The 17,870-nt window shown below is 70.9% G+C and carries 18 protein-coding genes and 1 pseudogene; 12 read left to right on the forward strand and 7 right to left on the reverse strand.

Annotated features, from left to right (window positions below):
- Window positions 1-183 (forward strand): annotated as a pseudogene (locus ACH4RC_RS29950) (hydroxymethylpyrimidine ABC transporter substrate-binding protein); the annotation flags it as partial.
- Here the strand turns inward: ACH4RC_RS29950 and ACH4RC_RS29955 are convergent.
- The 3 genes from ACH4RC_RS29955 to ACH4RC_RS29965 form a co-directional block, all read right to left on the reverse strand.
- A complete protein-coding gene (locus ACH4RC_RS29955) occupies window positions 184-1,770 on the reverse strand; it encodes a hypothetical protein (protein ID WP_398206471.1) in 1,587 nt (528 codons plus the stop codon).
- Window positions 1,718-3,025 carry a glycosyltransferase family 4 protein gene (locus ACH4RC_RS29960; RefSeq protein ID WP_398206473.1) on the reverse strand — a complete coding sequence of 436 codons (1,308 nt, stop codon included), beginning with the start codon at window positions 3,023-3,025 and terminating at the stop codon, window positions 1,718-1,720. The genes ACH4RC_RS29955 and ACH4RC_RS29960 overlap by 53 nt, the downstream gene beginning before the upstream one ends.
- Before the next feature lie 228 nt (window positions 3,026-3,253).
- Window positions 3,254-3,844, reverse strand: a complete 591-nt coding sequence (locus ACH4RC_RS29965; protein ID WP_394433200.1) for a hypothetical protein — start codon at window positions 3,842-3,844, stop codon at window positions 3,254-3,256.
- 250 nt (window positions 3,845-4,094) lie between these two features.
- Here ACH4RC_RS29965 and hemL point away from each other — a divergent pair, with 250 nt between their 5' ends.
- The 8 genes from hemL (at window position 4,095) to ACH4RC_RS30005 (ending at window position 12,514) form a co-directional block, all read left to right on the forward strand.
- Complete coding sequence (hemL, locus tag ACH4RC_RS29970; protein WP_398206475.1) at window positions 4,095-5,420, forward strand: glutamate-1-semialdehyde 2,1-aminomutase; 1,326 nt, start codon at window positions 4,095-4,097, stop codon at window positions 5,418-5,420.
- Window positions 5,417-6,154: a histidine phosphatase family protein gene (locus tag ACH4RC_RS29975; RefSeq protein ID WP_398206477.1), complete on the forward strand. Its 738-nt coding sequence runs from the start codon at window positions 5,417-5,419 to the stop codon at window positions 6,152-6,154. Before hemL ends, ACH4RC_RS29975 begins: the two co-directional genes overlap by 4 nt.
- 165 nt (window positions 6,155-6,319) lie before the next feature.
- Window positions 6,320-7,606: a hypothetical protein gene (locus tag ACH4RC_RS29980; protein ID WP_398206479.1), complete on the forward strand. Its 1,287-nt coding sequence runs from the start codon at window positions 6,320-6,322 to the stop codon at window positions 7,604-7,606.
- Window positions 7,607-7,684: 78 nt separating this feature from the next.
- Window positions 7,685-8,305, forward strand: a complete 621-nt coding sequence (locus ACH4RC_RS29985; RefSeq protein WP_398206481.1) for a TlpA family protein disulfide reductase — start codon at window positions 7,685-7,687, stop codon at window positions 8,303-8,305.
- Between the two features lie 6 nt (window positions 8,306-8,311).
- Window positions 8,312-9,076 (forward strand): cytochrome c biogenesis CcdA family protein, encoded by a 765-nt coding sequence (locus ACH4RC_RS29990; protein WP_398206483.1) that lies wholly within the window; start codon window positions 8,312-8,314, stop codon window positions 9,074-9,076.
- 3 nt (window positions 9,077-9,079) lie between these two features.
- Window positions 9,080-10,882 (forward strand): cytochrome c biogenesis protein ResB, encoded by a 1,803-nt coding sequence (locus tag ACH4RC_RS29995; protein WP_398206484.1) that lies wholly within the window; start codon window positions 9,080-9,082, stop codon window positions 10,880-10,882.
- Entirely contained in the window at window positions 10,879-11,970 is a 1,092-nt protein-coding gene (ccsB, locus tag ACH4RC_RS30000) for a c-type cytochrome biogenesis protein CcsB (protein WP_398206486.1), read from the forward strand. Before ACH4RC_RS29995 ends, ccsB begins: the two co-directional genes overlap by 4 nt.
- Before the next feature lie 25 nt (window positions 11,971-11,995).
- On the forward strand, window positions 11,996-12,514 hold the full coding sequence (locus tag ACH4RC_RS30005) for an SRPBCC domain-containing protein (RefSeq protein WP_398206488.1): 519 nt from the start codon (window positions 11,996-11,998) through the stop codon (window positions 12,512-12,514).
- Between the two features lie 10 nt (window positions 12,515-12,524).
- On the opposite strand, the gene ACH4RC_RS30010 is transcribed toward ACH4RC_RS30005, so the two are convergent.
- The gene (locus ACH4RC_RS30010) at window positions 12,525-13,010 is read right to left on the reverse strand and encodes a nucleoside deaminase (protein ID WP_398206490.1); all 486 of its coding nucleotides are present in this window, start codon (window positions 13,008-13,010) and stop codon (window positions 12,525-12,527) included.
- A 6-nt stretch (window positions 13,011-13,016) separates the two neighbouring features.
- A complete protein-coding gene (locus ACH4RC_RS30015; protein WP_398206492.1) occupies window positions 13,017-13,406 on the reverse strand; it encodes a PLD nuclease N-terminal domain-containing protein in 390 nt (129 codons plus the stop codon).
- Between the two features lie 125 nt (window positions 13,407-13,531).
- Here ACH4RC_RS30015 and ACH4RC_RS30020 point away from each other — a divergent pair, with 125 nt between their 5' ends.
- The 3 genes from ACH4RC_RS30020 (at window position 13,532) to mqnP (ending at window position 16,358) form a co-directional block, all read left to right on the forward strand.
- A complete protein-coding gene (locus tag ACH4RC_RS30020; protein ID WP_398206493.1) occupies window positions 13,532-13,936 on the forward strand; it encodes a hypothetical protein in 405 nt (134 codons plus the stop codon).
- A 68-nt stretch (window positions 13,937-14,004) separates the two neighbouring features.
- Complete coding sequence (locus ACH4RC_RS30025; RefSeq protein ID WP_398206495.1) at window positions 14,005-15,456, forward strand: menaquinone biosynthesis decarboxylase; 1,452 nt, start codon at window positions 14,005-14,007, stop codon at window positions 15,454-15,456.
- Window positions 15,456-16,358, forward strand: coding sequence for a menaquinone biosynthesis prenyltransferase MqnP (mqnP, locus tag ACH4RC_RS30030; RefSeq protein WP_398206497.1), 903 nt, complete (start codon window positions 15,456-15,458; stop codon window positions 16,356-16,358). Before ACH4RC_RS30025 ends, mqnP begins: the two co-directional genes overlap by 1 nt.
- 29 nt (window positions 16,359-16,387) lie before the next feature.
- On the opposite strand, the gene ACH4RC_RS30035 is transcribed toward mqnP, so the two are convergent.
- Together ACH4RC_RS30035 and ACH4RC_RS30040 are read right to left on the reverse strand one after the other, a co-directional pair.
- The gene (locus tag ACH4RC_RS30035) at window positions 16,388-17,137 is read right to left on the reverse strand and encodes a hypothetical protein (protein WP_398206499.1); all 750 of its coding nucleotides are present in this window, start codon (window positions 17,135-17,137) and stop codon (window positions 16,388-16,390) included.
- A gap of 60 nt (window positions 17,138-17,197) precedes the next feature.
- Window positions 17,198-17,821, reverse strand: coding sequence for a rhomboid family intramembrane serine protease (locus tag ACH4RC_RS30040; RefSeq protein ID WP_398206500.1), 624 nt, complete (start codon window positions 17,819-17,821; stop codon window positions 17,198-17,200).
- Window positions 17,822-17,870 lie beyond the last annotated feature (49 nt).

Here is a 17,870-nt window from a genome sequence, read left to right on the forward strand (position 1 = left end):
CGCGCGGGCGCCGAACTGGCCCGGTTCATGGCCCCGGCCGCCGCCGACGCGGCCCCGGACGTGGACACCGCCGCCGCCATCGCACCCCGCTCCCTGACGGGCGCGATCACCTCGGTGGACCCGGCCGACGGCTTCGCGGTGACCCCCTTCGAGGAGCGCCTCGCCGCCCTGCGGGCCGAGTAGTCAGGGCCGGCCCGGCGTGGGTGCCTTCCACGCCGTCCAGCCCGGGGTGTGCGGAAGCTCGTACGGGGTCCAGTCCCTGGCGTACTTCGGCGGCCGGTGTCCGCGCTCGGTGAGGACCGCCGTCGGCACCTCGGCGGCGCGGCGCAGCAGGTCGTCGCGGGTCATCGACTCGTTGTTGCCGCGCGTCTGCGCCGACGCGCAGCCGGCCGCGTAGCCGACGGGCAGCGCGCGCGGGCCCGTCACGAGGCAGGGCGGCGTCAGGCCGAGGGCGCGCAGGCCGTCGGCGGCGGCGATGTAGCGGGCGTCCGTGCGCGCCGTCGAGGCGACCTCGCGGTGCAGCACGGCGAACTGGCTGCCCAGGTGGAGCACGACCAGGGCGACGGCCGCGACCGCGAGCGCCCGGTGGCGGCGCATCCGGCGCAGCAGCACCGCCACCGGCAGCGAGAGCAGTGCGTACGTGGGCAGCAGGAAGCGCGGCGCCGAGTAGCCGATGAGCAGGAGGTACGGGACCGAGAGCGCGGCGGCGCAGGCCACGGGGGCCAGGATCGGCGCGGGGCGGCGCCCGCGCAGTGCGACGAACACGGCCGCCGCCGTGAGCAGGGGCAGGGCGAGGAACCACAGGGCGAGTTCGGGGTGGGCGGGGTTGCCCGCCGTGCAGGGGCGGCACAGCAGCGGGCCGTTGACGGCGCGCCAGGCGGTGCCGAAGTTCAGGTGCAGGCCCATGTCGCCCTCGGTGGCGCTGGACACGCGCAGCCGCTCGGCCACGCCGCCCCAGCGCACGTACGCCTCCACGACCCATTGCGCGAGACCGGCGACGAGGCCCGCCGCGAGGTAGGGCAGGGTGCGCCGGCGCTCGCGCATCAGCAGCGCGGCGACGGCGAGCGGCAGCACCAGCCAGGCCGCGTCCGGCGCCCGGAACAGCGCGACCACGGCGACGCATCCCGCGAGCCACCAGTACCGGGCCTTGCCGGTGTCGCCGCCTGTGCCGCCGCCGGTGCCGCTGCCGTCGGCGCGCAGGAACCAGCCGACGGCGCCGACCGAGCCGAACGCCACCCACAGGTTCGGCATGGCCATCGCGCCGGAGAGGACCGCGATCCACAGCCCGGCGAAGAGCAGCGCCGCGAACGCCGTCGTGCGCGCCCCGACCAGCGGTCGCCACACGCGGAACGCGGCGTACAGCGCGGCCGACGAAAGGACCGCGAGGACGATCCGGATGACGACGGTGGAGTCGGTCACCGCGATCAGCGGCGCGGTGAGCAGGCTGGTGCCGCGTGAGCGCGGGGCGCTGAAGAAGACGGTCGGGTTGCGGGGGTCGTACTGCGACACGTACACCGACTCGTCCCAGCCGAGCCCGTGCCCCAACTGGGTCACGACGAACGCGAGTTGTGCCAGGAGGTACAGCACGGCGACGACCGCCAGCCAGTCGCCGTCGCGCAGCGACCGGAACGCGGCGCCCCACCGGCCGCCCGGCGCGGAGGCGGACGTGCCCGGTGGCGCGGTCTGTCTTGCGGGCAGCACTCTCAGGGCGTGCACCTCAGGGTCGTCCGGGGTGCGCGGTGCCATGGGCGCGGCTGCGTCGGCCGTCATGAGATGTCCCCCCTCGGCCGCCCGGCCGCGCTCCGCGCAGCGAGCGGACCTTCCTGCGCGCCCAGTTGGTGGCCCGGGCACGGAACCGTCGTCCTGCTCGACGGAATCGAGAGGCCCTGAGTTCCGCGAAAAGGCTGTGATATCGCGCCACAATAGGCTCAGGATCGAACCGGTGTGCGGAGGCGAGCGCCGCCGCGCCCATCCTTTTGCGACGTGCCGCGTCCCCGATCAGCTCGGTCATCGCCTCGGCGAGCGCGCCCGCGCTGCCGACCGGGACGAGCCGTCCGTCGACGCCGTCGGTGACGATCTCGGCGGGGCCGAGCGGAGCGTCGGTGCTGATCACGGGCACCGCGCAGCGCATCGCCTCGACGAGCGTCATCCCGAACGACTCGGCGTCGGAGGCGCTCACCACGAGCGCCGCCTTGGCGAACTCCGGCTCGATCGGCGACACCGTGCCCATCAGCCGGGCCCGCCCGGTCAGCCGGTACCGCTCGATGAGCGCCCGCAGATGCGGTTCCTGCGCGCCGCCGCCGTAGATCCGCAGCTCCCACTCCGGGACCTCCGCGGCGACCTCGGCGAACGCCTCCAGGAGCAGGTCGTAGCGCTTGCCGGGGGCGAGCCGGCCCGCCGCCGCGACGATCTTCGACGAGCCGTCGGAGGGCGCGACCGTCGTGGGCGGCACGATGTTCGGCACGGACAGCACCCGCACCCCCGGCAGCGGCACCCGCGCCCGGTACACCGCCGCGTCCGCCTCCGTCATCGTCACGAGCGCGTCGAGCCGCCGGTAGTGCCGGGCGAGTTCGGCGCGGAGCTTCTTGCTGTGCGCGTCGTGGCGCAGATGCTCCTGCCCGATCCGCAGCGCCCGCCGCGGGCCCCACTTGGCGAGGTAGACGTTGATGCCGGGCCGGGTGCCGATGACGACGTCCGCGTCGCACCGCTCCTCCAGGTAGGCACGGACCCGCTGGTCGTGCAGGAGCGAGTACTGCTTGTACCGCTTCTCGGCGGCCGGGAAGTCCCGCGAGGGCTCCGCGTACGCGGCCTGCCGCCTGTCCGGGCCGTCGGCCCGCGTGTCCACCAGCGGTACGAGGGTGACCCGCGGGTCGACCGCGAACCTCGGGCCCTCCCGGTGCCGCGACATCGACACGATCTCCACCTCGTGCCCGCCGTGCTCGGTGAGCGCGGCGGCGAGGTTGAGCGTGGTGCGCACGGTGCCGCCGACCGCGTAGACGTTGTGCAGCAGGAACACGATCTTCATAGGTGATGCCTTCCCGAGCGGGCGCCCGGTACGGACCCGCACACCCCTTGATGTACCGGCCCAGTCTCCCCGCGGCGGGTAGGCCGCTCGTCGAGACCGGGGCAGGCCCGGGTAAAAAGCCCATTGGCGGTCGCCCGATCAGGGGACGGGCCGTCGGCGTGGTCGGGCCACGCCCGGGTGTACGGGGACGGTCGGGCAGGCGCCGCTCAGGCGTGGTGCGTCACGGGGTCAGGGCCAGACCAGGCAGTACGCCTGATGCCCCGCGTCGTGCAGCCGGTGGCTGAAGTCCTGCCATTCGTGGAGCAGCTGGTACACGTTGAACGCGTCCCGGGGGCCGCCGCGGTCCGGGACCGTCGACCAGATGAACGCCGCCGCGCCGACGGCCTCCTCGCCCACCCCGCGCAGCGGGTCGACGACCGTCATCGGCAGCTTCACCACCGCGTAGTCCGGGTGCAGCACGACCAGCTCGAGCGGCGGGACCTTGTGCAGGGGTATGCCCTCGATACCGGTGAGGACCATCGCGGCCATCGTCTCCGGCTTGATCTTCGTGAACATGCCGCCCATGCCCAGCTCGTCACCGCCGAGCTCCTCGGGGCGCATGGAGATCGGAACGCGGGCCGCCGTCGCGCCGTCCGGCGCGCCGAAGTACTTGTACGTCACCCCCACCCGGCCACCATTCCCGCTGTCCCCGCCGCCTGTCGCTCTCTGGACCCGTGCCACCGTCTCGTCGTGGCCCTCGCGCCGGTGCCTCCCCCGCCGGGCACGCCGGGGGCCCAGGTCGTCGGTCCCCTCGCCCAGTCCGCCGCCACCGCGATGCATATCTCCACCCGACTGCTGTTCTCAGGGCGCCAGGCCCTTTTCTAGGCCGCGCGACCGCCGACGCGCAACCCGATCATCGTGTCAGTGACCTCCCCCACGGTCACTCGCCGAAACGTCCGAGTGAAACAACTGCGCGAGCGGCCGGCCCAGGCCGCTCTACAGAAGCGGTACAGCGCCCTGACAGCCCGAGTCTAGGGCGCCCGGGAGCCGCGCGCGGGGGGCCGGGGAAGCGGGCCGTACGCTGAGAGGCATGGCAGAGGCGAACAACACCCCCTATCCCTATGAGGCACCCGTTTCGCAGGGGCTCTTCGACCGTGCGGCCGTGGTCACGCCCGGTGGCGTGAACTCGCCCGTGCGCGCGTTCCGAGCCGTGGGCGGTACGCCCCGTTTCATGGTGTCCGGTACCGGTCCGTATCTGACGGACGCCGACGGCCGCGAGTACGTCGACCTCGTGTGCTCGTGGGGGCCGATGATCCTCGGCCACTCCCACCCCGAGGTCATCGCGGCCGTTCAGGAGGCCGTCACCCGCGGCACCTCCTTCGGCACGCCGGGTGCGGGGGAGGTCGAGCTCGCCGAGGCGATCGTCGAGCGGATCGCGCCGGTCGAGCAGGTGCGGCTCGTCTCCTCGGGCACCGAGGCGACCATGTCCGCCATCCGCCTCGCCCGCGGCTTCACCGGCCGCGCCAAGGTGATCAAGTTCGCCGGGTGCTACCACGGGCACGTGGACGCGCTGCTCGCCGCCGCCGGGTCCGGCGTCGCCACCTTCGCCCTGCCGGACACCCCCGGGGTCACCGGCGCCCAGGCCGTCGACACCATCGTCCTGCCGTACAACGACCTCGAGGCCGTGCGCGAGGCGTTCGCCGCGCACCCCGGCGAGATCGCCTGCGTGATCACGGAGGCCTCGCCCGGCAACATGGGCGTCGTCCCGCCGCTCGACGGCTTCAACGCCGGCCTCAAGGCGGTCTGCCAGGAGAACGGCGCGCTCTACATCTCCGACGAGGTCATGACCGGCTTCCGCACGTCGAAGGCCGGCTGGTTCGGCATCGACGGTGTCGTGCCGGACCTGATGACGTTCGGCAAGGTCATGGGCGGCGGCTTCCCCGCCGCCGCGTTCGGCGGCCGCGCCGACATCATGGCCCACCTCGCCCCGGCGGGCCCGGTCTACCAGGCGGGCACGCTCTCCGGGAACCCGGTCGCCACCGCCGCGGGCGTCGCCCAGCTGCGCCTCCTCGACGACGCCGCGTACGCGAAGGTCGACGCGGTCAGCGAGCAGCTGCGGGCCCTCGTCACCGAGGCGTTCGGCAAGGAGGGCGTCGCGCACCGCGTGCAGAACGCCTCCAACATGTTCTCCGTCTTCTTCACCGACGACGAGGTCCGGGACTACGAGGGCGCCAAGGCCCAGGAGTCCTTCCGCTTCACCGCCTTCTTCCACTCGATGCTGGAGCAAGGCGTCTACCTCCCGCCCTCGGCGTTCGAGTCCTGGTTCGTCTCGACCGCCCACGACGAGCGGGCGGTCGAGCGCATCGCCGCCGCGCTCCCGGCTGCCGCCCGCGCGGCTGCGGAGGCCACGGCATGAGCGACAGCACGAAGAACACGGACCTGAAGAGCGCGGGTCCGGCGAAGAGCGACGACGACATCACCGTCGTCCATCTCATGCGCCACGGTGAGGTGGAGAACCCCGAGGGGATCCTGTACGGGCGGCTGCCCGACTATCACCTCTCCGAGCTGGGCCGGCAGATGGCCGACCGGGTCGCCGAGCACCTGTCCTCCCGTGACATCACGCACGTGGTCGCCTCCCCGCTGGAGCGGGCGCAGGAGACGGCGACGCCGATCGCCAAGGCGCACGGCCTCGACCTGGACAGCGACGAGCGGCTCATCGAGGCGGGCAACGTCTTCCAGGGCAAGACCTTCGGCGTCGGCGACGGCGCCCTGCGCAACCCGGACAACTGGAAGCACCTCGTCAACCCCTTCAAGCCGTCGTGGGGCGAGCCCTACGTCGAGCAGGTCGTGCGGATGATGGGCGCGCTCGACGCCGCCAAGGACGCGGCCCGCGGCCACGAGGCGGTCTGCGTCAGCCACCAGCTGCCGATCTGGACGGTGCGCAGCTTCGTCGAGAAGCGGCGCCTGTGGCACGACCCGCGCAAGCGCCAGTGCACGCTGGCCTCGCTGACCACGTTCACGTACCAGGGTGACAAGATCGTGTCGGTGGGATACACCGAGCCCGCGCGCGACCTCGTCCCGGCCCATCTGCTGGCCGGCGGCAAGAAGGGCGCCAAGCAGCCCCAGGGCGGCAAGGCGTTCGGCGCCTGAGCCCTGACCTGCGGAGCACGGGCCGCCGTTGATCGACGGCGGCCTTTGCCATTCCCCCACAAAGCACCGCAAATACCTACGACTTGTCGGAACCCGCGTCTTCGTCGAGCCCTCTAACTGTGTGCCCGCCATGAATGGGTGCACAGTGCGACGAATGAGGACGTTATGCGCGATGTCAGCCGTAGGGGACTTCTCGGTCTGGGGGCCGGGGCGGCGACCGCGGTGGCGCTCGCCGGGTGCGGATCCGGCGGCTCGGGCGGAGCCCCGACCGTCTCGCCCGGCGGCCACTCCGGGAACACCCAGGGGCCGAAGCGCCCGGCCGCGAAGCCGATCGGGGACGGCTCGACCGCGTACACCGGAAAGCAGCCCCACCAGCCCGCCACGCCCGAGCGGCTCGAACCGGGGCAGAAGCCGCCGCAGTTCGTGGTCTTCTCCTGGGACGGCGCGGGCGAGGTGGGCAACGGCCTCTTCCCGCGCTTCCTGGAGCTCGCCAAGGACCACGGCGCGCACATGACCTTCTTCCTGTCGGGCCTGTACCTGCTGCCCGAGTCGAAGAAGCGGCTCTACCACGGGCCGAACAACCCGGTCGGCGCCTCCGACATCGGCTACCTCACCGACGAGCACATCAAGGCGACGCTCACCCACGTCCGCCAGGCCTGGCTCGACGGGCACGAGATCGGCACCCACTTCAACGGCCACTTCTGCGGCGGCTCCGGCACCGTGGCCAACTGGACGCCGCAGCAGTGGCGCAGCGAGATCGACCAGGCCACGTCCTTCGTCAAGCAGTGGCGGACCAACACGGGCTGGCACGACGAGCCCCCGCTCCCCTTCGACTACGACAAGGAGCTGGTCGGCGGGCGCACCCCCTGCCTCCTCGGCCAGGACAACCTGCTGCCCACCGCCCGCGAGCTCGGCTGGCGCTACGACGCCTCCTCGCCCGGCGGACGCCAGCGCTGGCCCGACAAGAAGAACGGCATCTGGGACCTGCCGCTGCAGGCCGTACCGTTCCCCGGGCACAGCTTCGAGGTCCTCTCGATGGACTACAACATGCTGGCCAACCAGTCCCTCAACTCCACCAAGGCGCCCGCGCACAACTACCCGGGCTGGCGCCGGCAGGCCACCGACGCCTACATATCCGGCTTCAAGCGGGCCTACGAGACGAACCGCGCGCCGTTCTTCATAGGCAACCACTTCGAGGAGTGGAACGGCGGCATCTACATGGACGCCGTCGAGGCAGCGCTCAAGCACATCGCCGCGACTGCCGACAAGCACAGCGACGTACGCCTCGTCTCCTTCCGGCAGTATGTCGACTGGATGGACGCGCAGGACCCCGAGGTGCTCGCGAAGCTCCGCACGCTCGACGTCGGGCAGCAGCCCGCCGAGGGCTGGCGGAAGTTCCTCACGGAGCCGGCCGGGAACCAGTCCCCGGGCTCGCCTGCGGACCCGTCCTGAAACACCGCCTGAAATGGGCTTTTCCGTCCATGAGGGGGGTGCGGAAGATCCCCTAAACAGACATGCGAAACTTTTCACATGAGTGCCGCCCGCCGCACCCCGCGCACCCCAGCGACCTTGCGCCGCGCCGCCCAGCTGACCGTAGGCGCCGCCGTCGCGGCCCTCGCGCTGACCGCGTGCGGCTCCGGCGGTACCTCCGGTGGCGGCAACAACACCAACTTCGTGACCAGCTCCGGCGGCATCGCCACCGTCAAGAAGGGCGAGCGGCACGACGCGCCCGACCTGACCGGTGAGGACCTCGAGGGCAAGGCCCTCAAGCTCGCCGACTACAAGGGCAAGGTCGTCGTCCTCAACGTCTGGGGCTCCTGGTGCCCGCCCTGCCGCGCCGAGGCACCCAACTTCGTCAAGGTCGCCAAGGCGAGCGAGGAGCAGGGCGTCCAGTTCCTCGGCATCAACACGCGGGACACCAGCACCAGCCCGGCCAAGGAGTTCGAGAAGAGCTTCGACGTCACGTACCCGAGCTACTACGACCCGACGGGCAAGCTGCTCCTCAGCTTCGAGAAGGGCACGCTGAACCCGCAGGCCATCCCGTCCACGATCATCGTCGACCGGGAGGGCAAGATCGCCGCGCGCTCGCTGAAGCCGCTCAGCGAGGAGAGCCTGCGCAAGATGCTCGACCCGGTCGTCGCGGAGAAGTGAGCGACGGTGTCCCCCACGCTCGTCACCCTCGCCGCCGGTGACACGGTCACGGACGGCGCGCTCCTTCTCGCCATCCCGGTCGCCCTCATCGGCGGGCTCGTCTCCTTCTTCTCGCCCTGCGTCCTGCCGCTCGTCCCCGGATACCTCTCCTACGTGACCGGCATCACCGGCACCGACCTCATGGAGCAGCGGCGGGGGCGGATGGCGGCCGGCGCCGGACTGTTCGTGCTCGGCTTCACCGCCGTGTTCGTCTCCGGCGGCGCACTGTTCGGCTACTTCGGCTCCACGCTCCTCGACTACCAGTCCGCGCTGACCAAGGTCCTCGGCGTCCTCATGATCCTCATGGGCGTCTTCTTCCTCGGCCTCATGCCGTGGATGACGCAGCGCGAGTTCCGCTTCCACAAGCGGCCCGTGACCGGGCTCGCCGGGGCGCCGCTGCTCGGTGCCCTCTTCGGCATCGGCTGGACCCCGTGCATCGGCCCCACGCTCGCCTCGGTCAACACTCTCGCCATCAACGAGGGAAGCGCGGGGCGCGGCGCCATACTGATGGTCGCGTACTGCCTCGGACTCGGCCTGCCCTTCGTGCTCGCCGCGATCGCCTTCCGCAAGGCGCTCGGCGCCTTCGGCTGGGTCAAGAAGCACTACGCATGGGTGATGCGCATCGGCGGCATCATGATGATCCTGACCGGGATCCTCCTGCTCACCGGCGCTTGGGACAGCCTCGTCGGGCAGATGCGGACCTGGTCCACCGGCTTCCAGGTGGGAATCTGACTTATGAGCAAGACGCGTACCCCTGAAAGCACGGAGGGCCAGGACGGCCCGCAGGGCCCCGGCACGGCAAGTCCGGAGAGCACCGAGCAGGAAGCCGGCGCCCAGCTGTCCACCGCACCGGTGGAGGACCGGGCGCCGAACCCGCCGCGGCTCGGCGTCGTCGGCTGGGTCCGCTGGTTCTGGCGGCAGCTCACCTCGATGCGGGTCGCGCTGATCCTGCTGTTCCTGCTCTCGCTCGGCGCCATCCCCGGCTCGCTGATCCCGCAGTCCGGCACCGACCCGCTCAAGGTCAGCGACTTCCAGAAGGCGCACACCACGCTCGGGCCGCTCTACGAGAAGCTCGGTCTCTTCCACGTCTACAGCTCGGTGTGGTTCTCCGCGATCTACATCCTGCTGTTCATCTCGCTCATCGGCTGCATCGTGCCCCGCACCTGGCAGTTCGTCGGCCAGCTCCGCGGCCGCCCGCCGGGTGCCCCGAAGCGCCTCGACCGACTGCCCGCGTACGCGACCTGGCGCACCGAGACCGGCCCCGAGCAGGTGCGCACCGCAGCGCTCGCGCTGATGAAGAAGCGCCGCTACCGCTCGCACCTCGCGGGGAACGCCGTCGCAGCCGAGAAGGGCTACCTGCGCGAGGTCGGCAACCTGGCCTTCCACATGGCGCTGATCGTCATGCTGACCGCCTTCGCCTGGGGCCAGCTCTTCAAGTTCGAGGGCGGCAAGCTCGTCGTCGAGGGCGACGGCTTCTCCAACGTGCTGCCGCAGTACGACGACTTCAAGTCCGGCAACCTCTTCGACAGCGACCGCGACCTCTCGCCGTTCAACTTCACCCTCGACAAGTTCACCGCGACCTACGCGCGCACCGGCCCCGAGAAGGGCACGCCGCGTACCTTCCGGGCGAACGTCAGCTACAGCCAGGGCGCCGACGGCAAGGTGCGGAAGACCGCCATCGAGTCCAACCACCCGCTGGAGATCGACGGCACCAAGATCTTCCTCAACGGCCACGGCTACGCCGTGAATGTCACCGTCCGCGACGGCAAGGGCAAGGTCGTCTCCCAGCAGGCCGTGCCGATGCTGCCGATCGACTCCAACATCTCCTCGCAGGGCGCGATCAAGGTGATGGACGGTTACCGCGACGCCAAGGGCGAGAAGGAGCAGCTCGGCTTCAGCGCCTGGTTCGTGCCGACCTTCGCGGGCGCGGGCAAGGGCACGATGTTCTCCCAGTTCCCCGCCCTGGACTTCCCCGTCCTCGCGCTCAACGCGCTCCACGGTGACCTCGGGGTGGATGCGGGACTGCCGCAGAACGTGTACCAACTCGACACCTCTCACATGAAGGAGTTCAAGGACTCCAAGGGCAAGGCCCTGAAGACCCGCCTGCTGCCGGGGGAGACGATGAAGCTGCCGAACGGGGCGGGCTCCATCACCTTCGACAAGGACATCAAGGAATGGGTCACCTTCCAGATCTCGCACCAGCCCGCTCAGGGCTGGGCGCTCGGCGGCGCCATCGTCGCCATCGGCGGTCTGGCCGGTTCCCTCTTCATCCAGCGCCGCCGGGTCTGGGTGCGCGCCGTCGAGGGCCCCGACGGGGTCACCGTCGTCGAGATGGCCGGCCTCGGCCGCAGCGAGTCCGCGAAGCTCCCGGAGGAGCTGGGCGACCTGGTCGGCCGGCTGCACACCCAGGCGCCGAGCGCCCCCGACACCCCCGAGACCCCCGACACCCCCGAGACCCCCGACACTCCCGAGACCACGGGGACGCCGGACACCACCGCACCATCCACTGCCGTTTCCGCCGAAGGGGCTGAGAAGTGACTCTCGCCGCCGCAACCAACGAATCACTGGCGCACACGAGTAACGTCCTCATCTACTCGTCCATGGCCGTGTATCTGCTGGCGTTCTTCGCCAACATGGCCGAGTGGATCTTCGGCAGCCGCAGCAAGGTCGGCCGTACCGCCGCCGCCCTGACCGGCAAGGCGCAGGCCGCCGACACCGCCGCCGCCGTGCAGGTCCAGGTCAAGCAGAAGAACGGCGCCACCGCTGTCCTGGAGCGGCCCCAGGTCGTGACCCGGGCCGCCGCGGGCTCGCGCGACGTGCCCGACGGGCCCGGTGCCTCCGGCGGTGATGAGCAGGGCGACCTCTACGGCCGTATCGCGATCTCGCTCACCGCGCTCGGCTTCCTCATCGAGTTCGCCGGCGTCCTCACCCGTGCCCTGTCGGTGCAGCGCGCGCCGTGGGGCAACATGTACGAGTTCAACCTCACCTTCTCCACCGTCGCCGTCGGTGTGTACCTGGCGCTGCTCGCGCTGAAGAAGAACGTCCGCTGGCTGGGCCTTCCGCTGGTCACCACGGTCCTCCTCGACCTCGGTCTCGCTGTCACCGTCTTGTACACCGCCAGCGACCAGTTGGTTCCCGCCCTGCACTCGTACTGGCTGTACATCCACGTCTCCACGGCGATCTTCTGCGGCGCGGTGTTCTACGTCGGCGCGGTCTCCACGGTCCTGTACCTGTTCAAGGACTCCTACGAGAACAAGCTGGCCGGCGGCGGTCAGCCGGGGAAGTTCGCCACCTCGGTGATGGAGCGGCTGCCCGCCTCGCAGTCCCTGGACAAGTTCTCCTACCGCGTCAACGCGGCGGTCTTCCCGCTGTGGACGTTCACGATCATCGCGGGCGCGATCTGGGCCGGTGACGCGTGGGGCCGCTACTGGGGCTGGGACCCCAAGGAGACCTGGTCCTTCATCACGTGGGTGGCCTACGCCGCGTACCTGCACGCCCGCGCGACCGCCGGGTGGAAGGGCCGCAAGGCCGCCTACCTGGCGCTGGTCGCGTTCGGCTGCTGGCTGTTCAACTACTACGGCGTGAACATCTTCGTCACCGGCAAGCATTCGTACGCGGGCGTCTGAGGCGTCGCCCCGGCAAGCTGGACCCATGACCGAGCCGCGCGAGAACGCCGAGCACGCCGTACCTACCGGTACCAGCCGTACCGACGGAACCACCCACACCCTGTTCTTCACGCTGCGCCTGCCGCACCCCGTCGAACAGGTGTGGCGGGCGGTCGCCACTCCGGAAGGGCTCGAAGGGTGGCTGGCGGCGGCCGACGTCCTCGAACCGCGGCTCGGCGGCGCCGTCACGCTGCGCTGGCTCAACGGGGGCGGCGCGCACCAGGGCCGGATCACCGCCTGGGACGTCGAGCGCGTCGTCGAGTACACCCTCGGCGGCGTGCACGGACGCATCCGCTGCCACCTGGAACCGGCCACCACCCTGCGCTTCACCAACGAGTTCGACGGTGACGACGCCCTGCGCCTGGACTGCCTGGCCGGCTGGCACGACCACTTCCTGAGCCTGCTCGACGCGCTCGACGGGCGTCCCATGACGCGCGAGGCCTGGCAGACGTGGACCCCGAAGCGCTGGCAGTCGCTGCGGGACGGGTACGCGGCCCGGTCGTGAGCCGGGGCTGCTACCTCCCGATGTCCTCGTTCCACAGGCCGGGCTCCGCCGCGATGAACTCCCGCATCATCTCCACGCACCCGGCGTCGTCGAGGAGCACGATCTCCACCCCGTGCCGGGCCAGCCACGCGTGCCCGCCATGGAACGTGGTGGCCTCCCCGACGACCACCCGCGAGATGCCGAACTGGCGCACCAGGCCCGAGCAGTACCAGCAGGGGCTGAGCGTGGTCACCATCGTGGTGCCCCGGTACGTGCGCTGCCGTCCGGCGGCGCGGAACGCGTCGGTCTCGCCGTGCGCCGAGGGATCGGCGTCCTGCACGCGCCGGTTGTGACCGCGGCCCAGTACCTTTCCGTCGGCCGAGTACAGGGCGGCCCCGATCGGGATGCCGCCCTCGGCGCGACCGGCCCGCGCCTCCTCGACGGCGGTGGCGAGCCAGGTACGGGCGAGACCGAGGGCCAGAGGGCGGCCGGGAGCCGGGGTCTGAGGGGACTCCATGGCGCGTCAGCCCTCGCCCTGCTCCTTCTCGCGCCGCTTCAGCTCCTCCTCGCGGCGGCGCAGGTCCGCCTCCCAGTCCTTGAGGAGCGCCTCGTCCTTCTTGTTCCCTTCCTTGAGGGAGTCCAGGAACTCCGGGTTGTCGTCGGGCGCGACGAACCGGGCGCGGTGGTTGCGGTGCCACTCCGAGGGGGTCGCACCACCGGCCGGGGCGTGGCGGCGCTTACCGGCCACCAGCCAGGCGACCGGCCCGACGAGGACCTCGCCGAAGAGCAGGATGATGATCACCCACACCACCTTCGGCAGCCCGCGCACCTCCTCCTCGGGGGTGTTCAGGCAGTCGATGAACGCGTAGATCCACAGTGCCAGGACCAATAGGAACGGCAGATACCTGAGCATGAGACGCGGTCCCCCCGGGGATGTGGCGAAAGTGCTGGGTGCGCAAAAGCGGGCCCAGGGTAGCGTCTGGCCGGCATCGTATGAGAACTGCCTACGGGGAACCGTGCGGCGGAACAGGGGGAACCATGACGGGGGCACTGCATCCGGCAGTGATCGAGGACCGCTTCCGCATCCGCGCCGAGCGGCAGCGGGCGTGGGGCATCGGCCTGCTCGTCGCGGCCGGGATCTGCTGGGGATACGCCGTCTACCAGATGTTCGTGCCGTACGAGACCGAGGTCTGGAGCGTCGAGTGTTCCGGGCCTGCCGTCGCGGACCGGGCCGGTGTGTACGACGACGGCGGCTCCCGCAGCGACCAGATCGTCCGGCGCAAGGCCGAACTGTGCGCGGAGGAGCGGGACTGGCCCGCGCCCGTGACCGCCCTGCTCATCGGCGCCCCGCTCGCGGCCGTCGGCGCCTCCATGTGCACCGCCGGGTCCGTCGCCCTCACTCTGCGCGCGCACGCCGACGACCTGGCCCGCGCGGAGCGCTGAGCCGCCCCGGCCCGGCAGGGGCCCGGCCCCCGGCAAGATCCGCCACCAGGGATGACAAACTGGATGGCATGGCTTATGACGATCTTCGCTCCCTGCTCCGGGCGCTGGAGCGCGAGGGTGACCTCAAGCGCATCAAGGCTGAGGTCGATCCGTACCTGGAGGTCGGTGAGATCGTCGACCGCGTGCAGAAGGCCGGCGGCCCCGCCCTGCTGTTCGAGAACGTGAAGGGCTCGGCGATGCCCCTCGCGATGAACGTGTACGGCACCGACCGCCGGCTCCTCAAGGCGCTCGGCCTGAAGTCGTACAGCGAGATCAGCGACAAGATCGGCGGCCTGCTCAAGCCCGAGCTGCCGCACGGCTTCGTCGGCGTCCGGGAGGCGTTCGGCAAGCTCGGCGCGATGACCCACGTACCGCCGCGCAAGGTCAAGGACGCGCCCGTGCAGGAGGTCGTCCTGCACGGCGACGACGTCGACCTGGAGAAGCTTCCCGCGCTGTTCACCTGGCCCGAGGACGGCGGCTCCTTCTTCAACCTGGGCCTGACCCACACCAAGGACCCCGAGTCCGGCGTCCGCAACCTGGGCCTCTACCGCCTCCAGCGCCACGACAAGCGCACCATCGGCATGCACTGGCAGATCCACAAGGACAGCCGCAACCACTACCAAGTGGCCGCCCGCAAGGGCGAGAAGCTGCCCGTCGCCATCGCCTTCGGCTGCCCGCCCGCCGTCACGTACGCGTCGACGGCGCCGCTGCCGGGCGACATGGACGAGTACATGCTGGCCGGCTTCCTCCAGGGCAAGCGCGTCGAGATGGTCGACTGCAAGACGGTCCCGCTCCAGGTTCCGGCGGGCGCCGAGGTCGTCCTGGAGGGCTGGCTGGAGCCCGGCGAGATGCTGCCCGAAGGCCCGTTCGGCGACCACACGGGGTTCTACACCCCGCAGGAACCGTTCCCCGCACTGACCATCGACTGCGTCACGATGCGCAGGCGGCCGCTGCTCCAGTCCATCGTCGTCGGCCGCCCGCCGACCGAGGACGGGCCGCTCGGCCGCGCCACGGAGCGGTTCTTCCTCCCGCTCCTCAAGGTGATCGTCCCGGACATCGTCGACTACCACCTGCCGGAGTCGGGCGGTTTCCACAACTGCGCGATCGTCTCGATCGACAAGAAGTACCCCAAGCACGCCCAGAAGGTCATGCACGCCATCTGGGGCGCGCACATGATGTCGCTGACCAAGCTGATCGTCGTCGTCGACTCCGATTGCGATGTCCACGATCTTCATGAAGTCTCGTGGCGCGCCCTCGGCAACACCGACTACGCGCGCGACCTGACCGTCGTCGAAGGCCCGGTCGACCATCTCGACCACGCCTCCTACCAGCAGTTCTGGGGCGGCAAGGCGGGCATCGACGCGACGCGGAAGCTGCCCGAGGAGGGGTACACGCGTGACGGGGGCTGGCCCGAGATGGTCGTCTCGGACCCCCGAACGGCGGCCCTGGTGGACCGCCGCTGGAAGGAGTACGGACTCTAGTGAGCGCCGCTGAAGGAATCCTGCCGCAGCCGGGGCGCACCAAGGCGTTCCTGCGCCTGGTGATGATCGAGCACTCGGTGTTCGCACTGCCCTTCGCCTACATCGCGGCGCTGACCGCGATGTTCGGGCTGGACAAGAACATCCACTGGGGCCGGCTGCTCCTGGTCACCATCTGCATGGTGGGCCTGCGGACGTTCGCGATGGCGGCGAACCGGATCATCGACCGCGAGATCGACGCCCGCAACCCGCGCACCAAGCACCGTGAGATCGTCACGGGCGCGGTGTCGGTGAAGTCGGCGTGGACCGGCGCCCTGATCGCGCTGGTGATCTTCCTCGCCTCGGCCGCGCTCCTGAACCCGCTCTGCCTGGCGCTCGCGCCCCTCGCCGTCATCCCGATGGTCGTCTACCCGTACGGCAAGCGGTTCACCAACTTCCCGCAGGCCATCCTCGGTCTCGCGCAGGCGATCGGTCCGATCGGCGCGTGGCTCGCGATCACCGGTTCGTGGTCGTGGGACGCGGTGATCCTCGGTCTCGCGGTCGGCATCTGGATCGGCGGCTTCGACCTGATCTACGCGTGCCAGGACGTGGAGACGGACCGCGAGGTCGGCGTCATGTCGGTCCCGGCCCGCTTCGGCATCCCGGCCGCGATCCGGGGCGCCCGCGTCTGCCACACCGTCGTCACGGCCCTGTTCGTCTGGTACGCGCTCGCCACCGACGCGGGGGCCTTCTTCTGGGTCGGCCTCGTGATCGTCGCGGGCGCGTTCCTGTACGAGCACACGATCGTCAAGCCGCACGACCTGTCCCGCCTCAACCGGGCGTTCTTCCAGGTCAACGGCTTCATCGGAATCGCCCTCTTCGTGTGCGCACTCCTCGACCTCCTGGTGCGCGGCCTCACGGTGTGAGCCCCCTGCTCATGGGGTGAGGCCCCCGCTCACGGGGTGCCGGCGGCGTCGGCGCGGACCAGGCGGAGGAACGCCTTGAGCCCGCCGATGATCTCCTGGTTGTCCGTAAGACGGTTCACCACGGCCTCGAACTCGCGGCTGAGCGTGTCGATGCGCTGATCCGTGCGGTCGGCGCGCTGGTGGGCGGAGTAGCTGACGGCATCCATGGAGGCGCGCAGCTCGCCGAGGACCCGGTAGGTTTCCTCGGCCTTCTCCTCCAGGACGACGGCTCCCTTCCGCAGCCCGGCCACGGTGGCGCGCACCGTGGCCACGTCGTCGCGCGGAAAGCGCACTTCTCCGTGGAGCGTGGTCAGCCGGCGCCGCAGCGCGGTGAACCAGGCGCCCGCGGGGCGGAAGAGGGTGCTGGCCGCATAGCACCCGGCCAGCCAGTAGCCCGCCTCGCGCCCGGTGGCCCAGGCGGCGAACACCGCGACGGCGCCGGTGACGAGGTGCGCGCCGACGGCGAGGCGCAGCATCACGGCGGCGATCCGCTCCGCCTCGGCGTCCCGGTCGGCCGGGACGGCGAGCCCCTTCTCCCGGCTGACACCGGCTTCGTGGACCACGGAACGGGCGCGGAAGTATAGGTTCCACGGCACGGTCAGAAGCAGCACGAGCCACATCAGGCAGACGGCGCCACCGAGGACGAGCAGTACGGTCTCGGCCGGGATGCCGAGCGCGTAGACCAGGACGAGGGCGACGACGGCGGCCGCCCCGCTGAGCACCACGTAGAGGGCCTTCATGGCCTTACTGTCCGGCGGCCCGGCGCCCGCCCGCATGGGCCCGCGTACTCAGCCGGGTACTCAGGTGGGCGGCGCGGTGCGCTTCGGTTCCGGTCGGCGCCGGACGACGAACGCCGCCGTCACGCCCGCCATCAGGCCGATCAGATGGCCCTGCCAGCTCACGCCCTCGTTCGCCGGGGAGAGGCCCGCCAGGATCGTCGTGCCCCAGTAGGCGGCTATGAGTACGCCGACGACGATGCCGAGCGGTCTGCGCTCGACGAAGCCGCTGAGCACGACGAAGCCGAAGAGGCCGAAGATCAGCCCCGACGCGCCGGCCGTGTTCGAGTGGGCGGGGGCGACGAGCCACACCCCGAGCCCGTCCGCGACGATGATCAGCGCGCAGGCGATGAGGAAGCGGCGCATCCCGGAGAGCGCGGCGACGAAGCCGAGGACGAGCAGCGGTATCGAGTTCGCCGCGACGTGGTCGAAGCCGAAGTGGATGAAGGATGCCGGGACGACGTCGACCAGCTCGGCGGGGTCGCGCGGCTGGACTCCGAAGCGGTCGAGGGCGTGCCCCGACGCCGTGTCGACGATCTCGATCAGCCACAGCAGGGCGACCCACCCGACCATGAGCTTGCCCGCGGCCAGCGCACGGCCCGTGCCCGTGCTGCCGACGCCGCCCGTACGGCTCGTGCTGTCCGTCATCTCGGCCCCACCCCCCGGTGAAGGAACGGCCACGGCCCCTGCCCAAGTT

The organism is Streptomyces sp. NPDC016845 (assembly GCF_044332585.1).
In the GTDB taxonomy this organism is placed as follows: domain Bacteria; phylum Actinomycetota; class Actinomycetes; order Streptomycetales; family Streptomycetaceae; genus Streptomyces.

What these genes read in the sequence shown, in the direction of transcription:
- ACH4RC_RS29955 (WP_398206471.1), bottom strand. Translation starts at nt 1,770, where the DNA reads ATGACGGCCGACGCAGCCGCGCCCATGGCACCGCGCACCCCGGACGAC.
- ACH4RC_RS29960 (WP_398206473.1), bottom strand. Translation starts at nt 3,025, where the DNA reads ATGAAGATCGTGTTCCTGCTGCACAACGTCTACGCGGTCGGCGGCACC.
- ACH4RC_RS29965 (WP_394433200.1), bottom strand. Translation starts at nt 3,844, where the DNA reads ATGCATCGCGGTGGCGGCGGACTGGGCGAGGGGACCGACGACCTGGGC.
- hemL (WP_398206475.1), top strand. Translation starts at nt 4,095, where the DNA reads ATGGCAGAGGCGAACAACACCCCCTATCCCTATGAGGCACCCGTTTCG.
- ACH4RC_RS29975 (WP_398206477.1), top strand. Translation starts at nt 5,417, where the DNA reads ATGAGCGACAGCACGAAGAACACGGACCTGAAGAGCGCGGGTCCGGCG.
- ACH4RC_RS29980 (WP_398206479.1), top strand. Translation starts at nt 6,320, where the DNA reads ATGCGCGATGTCAGCCGTAGGGGACTTCTCGGTCTGGGGGCCGGGGCG.
- ACH4RC_RS29985 (WP_398206481.1), top strand. Translation starts at nt 7,685, where the DNA reads ATGAGTGCCGCCCGCCGCACCCCGCGCACCCCAGCGACCTTGCGCCGC.
- ACH4RC_RS29995 (WP_398206484.1), top strand. Translation starts at nt 9,080, where the DNA reads ATGAGCAAGACGCGTACCCCTGAAAGCACGGAGGGCCAGGACGGCCCG.
- ACH4RC_RS30005 (WP_398206488.1), top strand. Translation starts at nt 11,996, where the DNA reads ATGACCGAGCCGCGCGAGAACGCCGAGCACGCCGTACCTACCGGTACC.
- ACH4RC_RS30010 (WP_398206490.1), bottom strand. Translation starts at nt 13,010, where the DNA reads ATGGAGTCCCCTCAGACCCCGGCTCCCGGCCGCCCTCTGGCCCTCGGT.
- ACH4RC_RS30015 (WP_398206492.1), bottom strand. Translation starts at nt 13,406, where the DNA reads ATGCTCAGGTATCTGCCGTTCCTATTGGTCCTGGCACTGTGGATCTAC.
- ACH4RC_RS30020 (WP_398206493.1), top strand. Translation starts at nt 13,532, where the DNA reads ATGACGGGGGCACTGCATCCGGCAGTGATCGAGGACCGCTTCCGCATC.
- ACH4RC_RS30025 (WP_398206495.1), top strand. Translation starts at nt 14,005, where the DNA reads ATGGCTTATGACGATCTTCGCTCCCTGCTCCGGGCGCTGGAGCGCGAG.
- ACH4RC_RS30035 (WP_398206499.1), bottom strand. Translation starts at nt 17,137, where the DNA reads ATGAAGGCCCTCTACGTGGTGCTCAGCGGGGCGGCCGCCGTCGTCGCC.
- ACH4RC_RS30040 (WP_398206500.1), bottom strand. Translation starts at nt 17,821, where the DNA reads ATGACGGACAGCACGAGCCGTACGGGCGGCGTCGGCAGCACGGGCACG.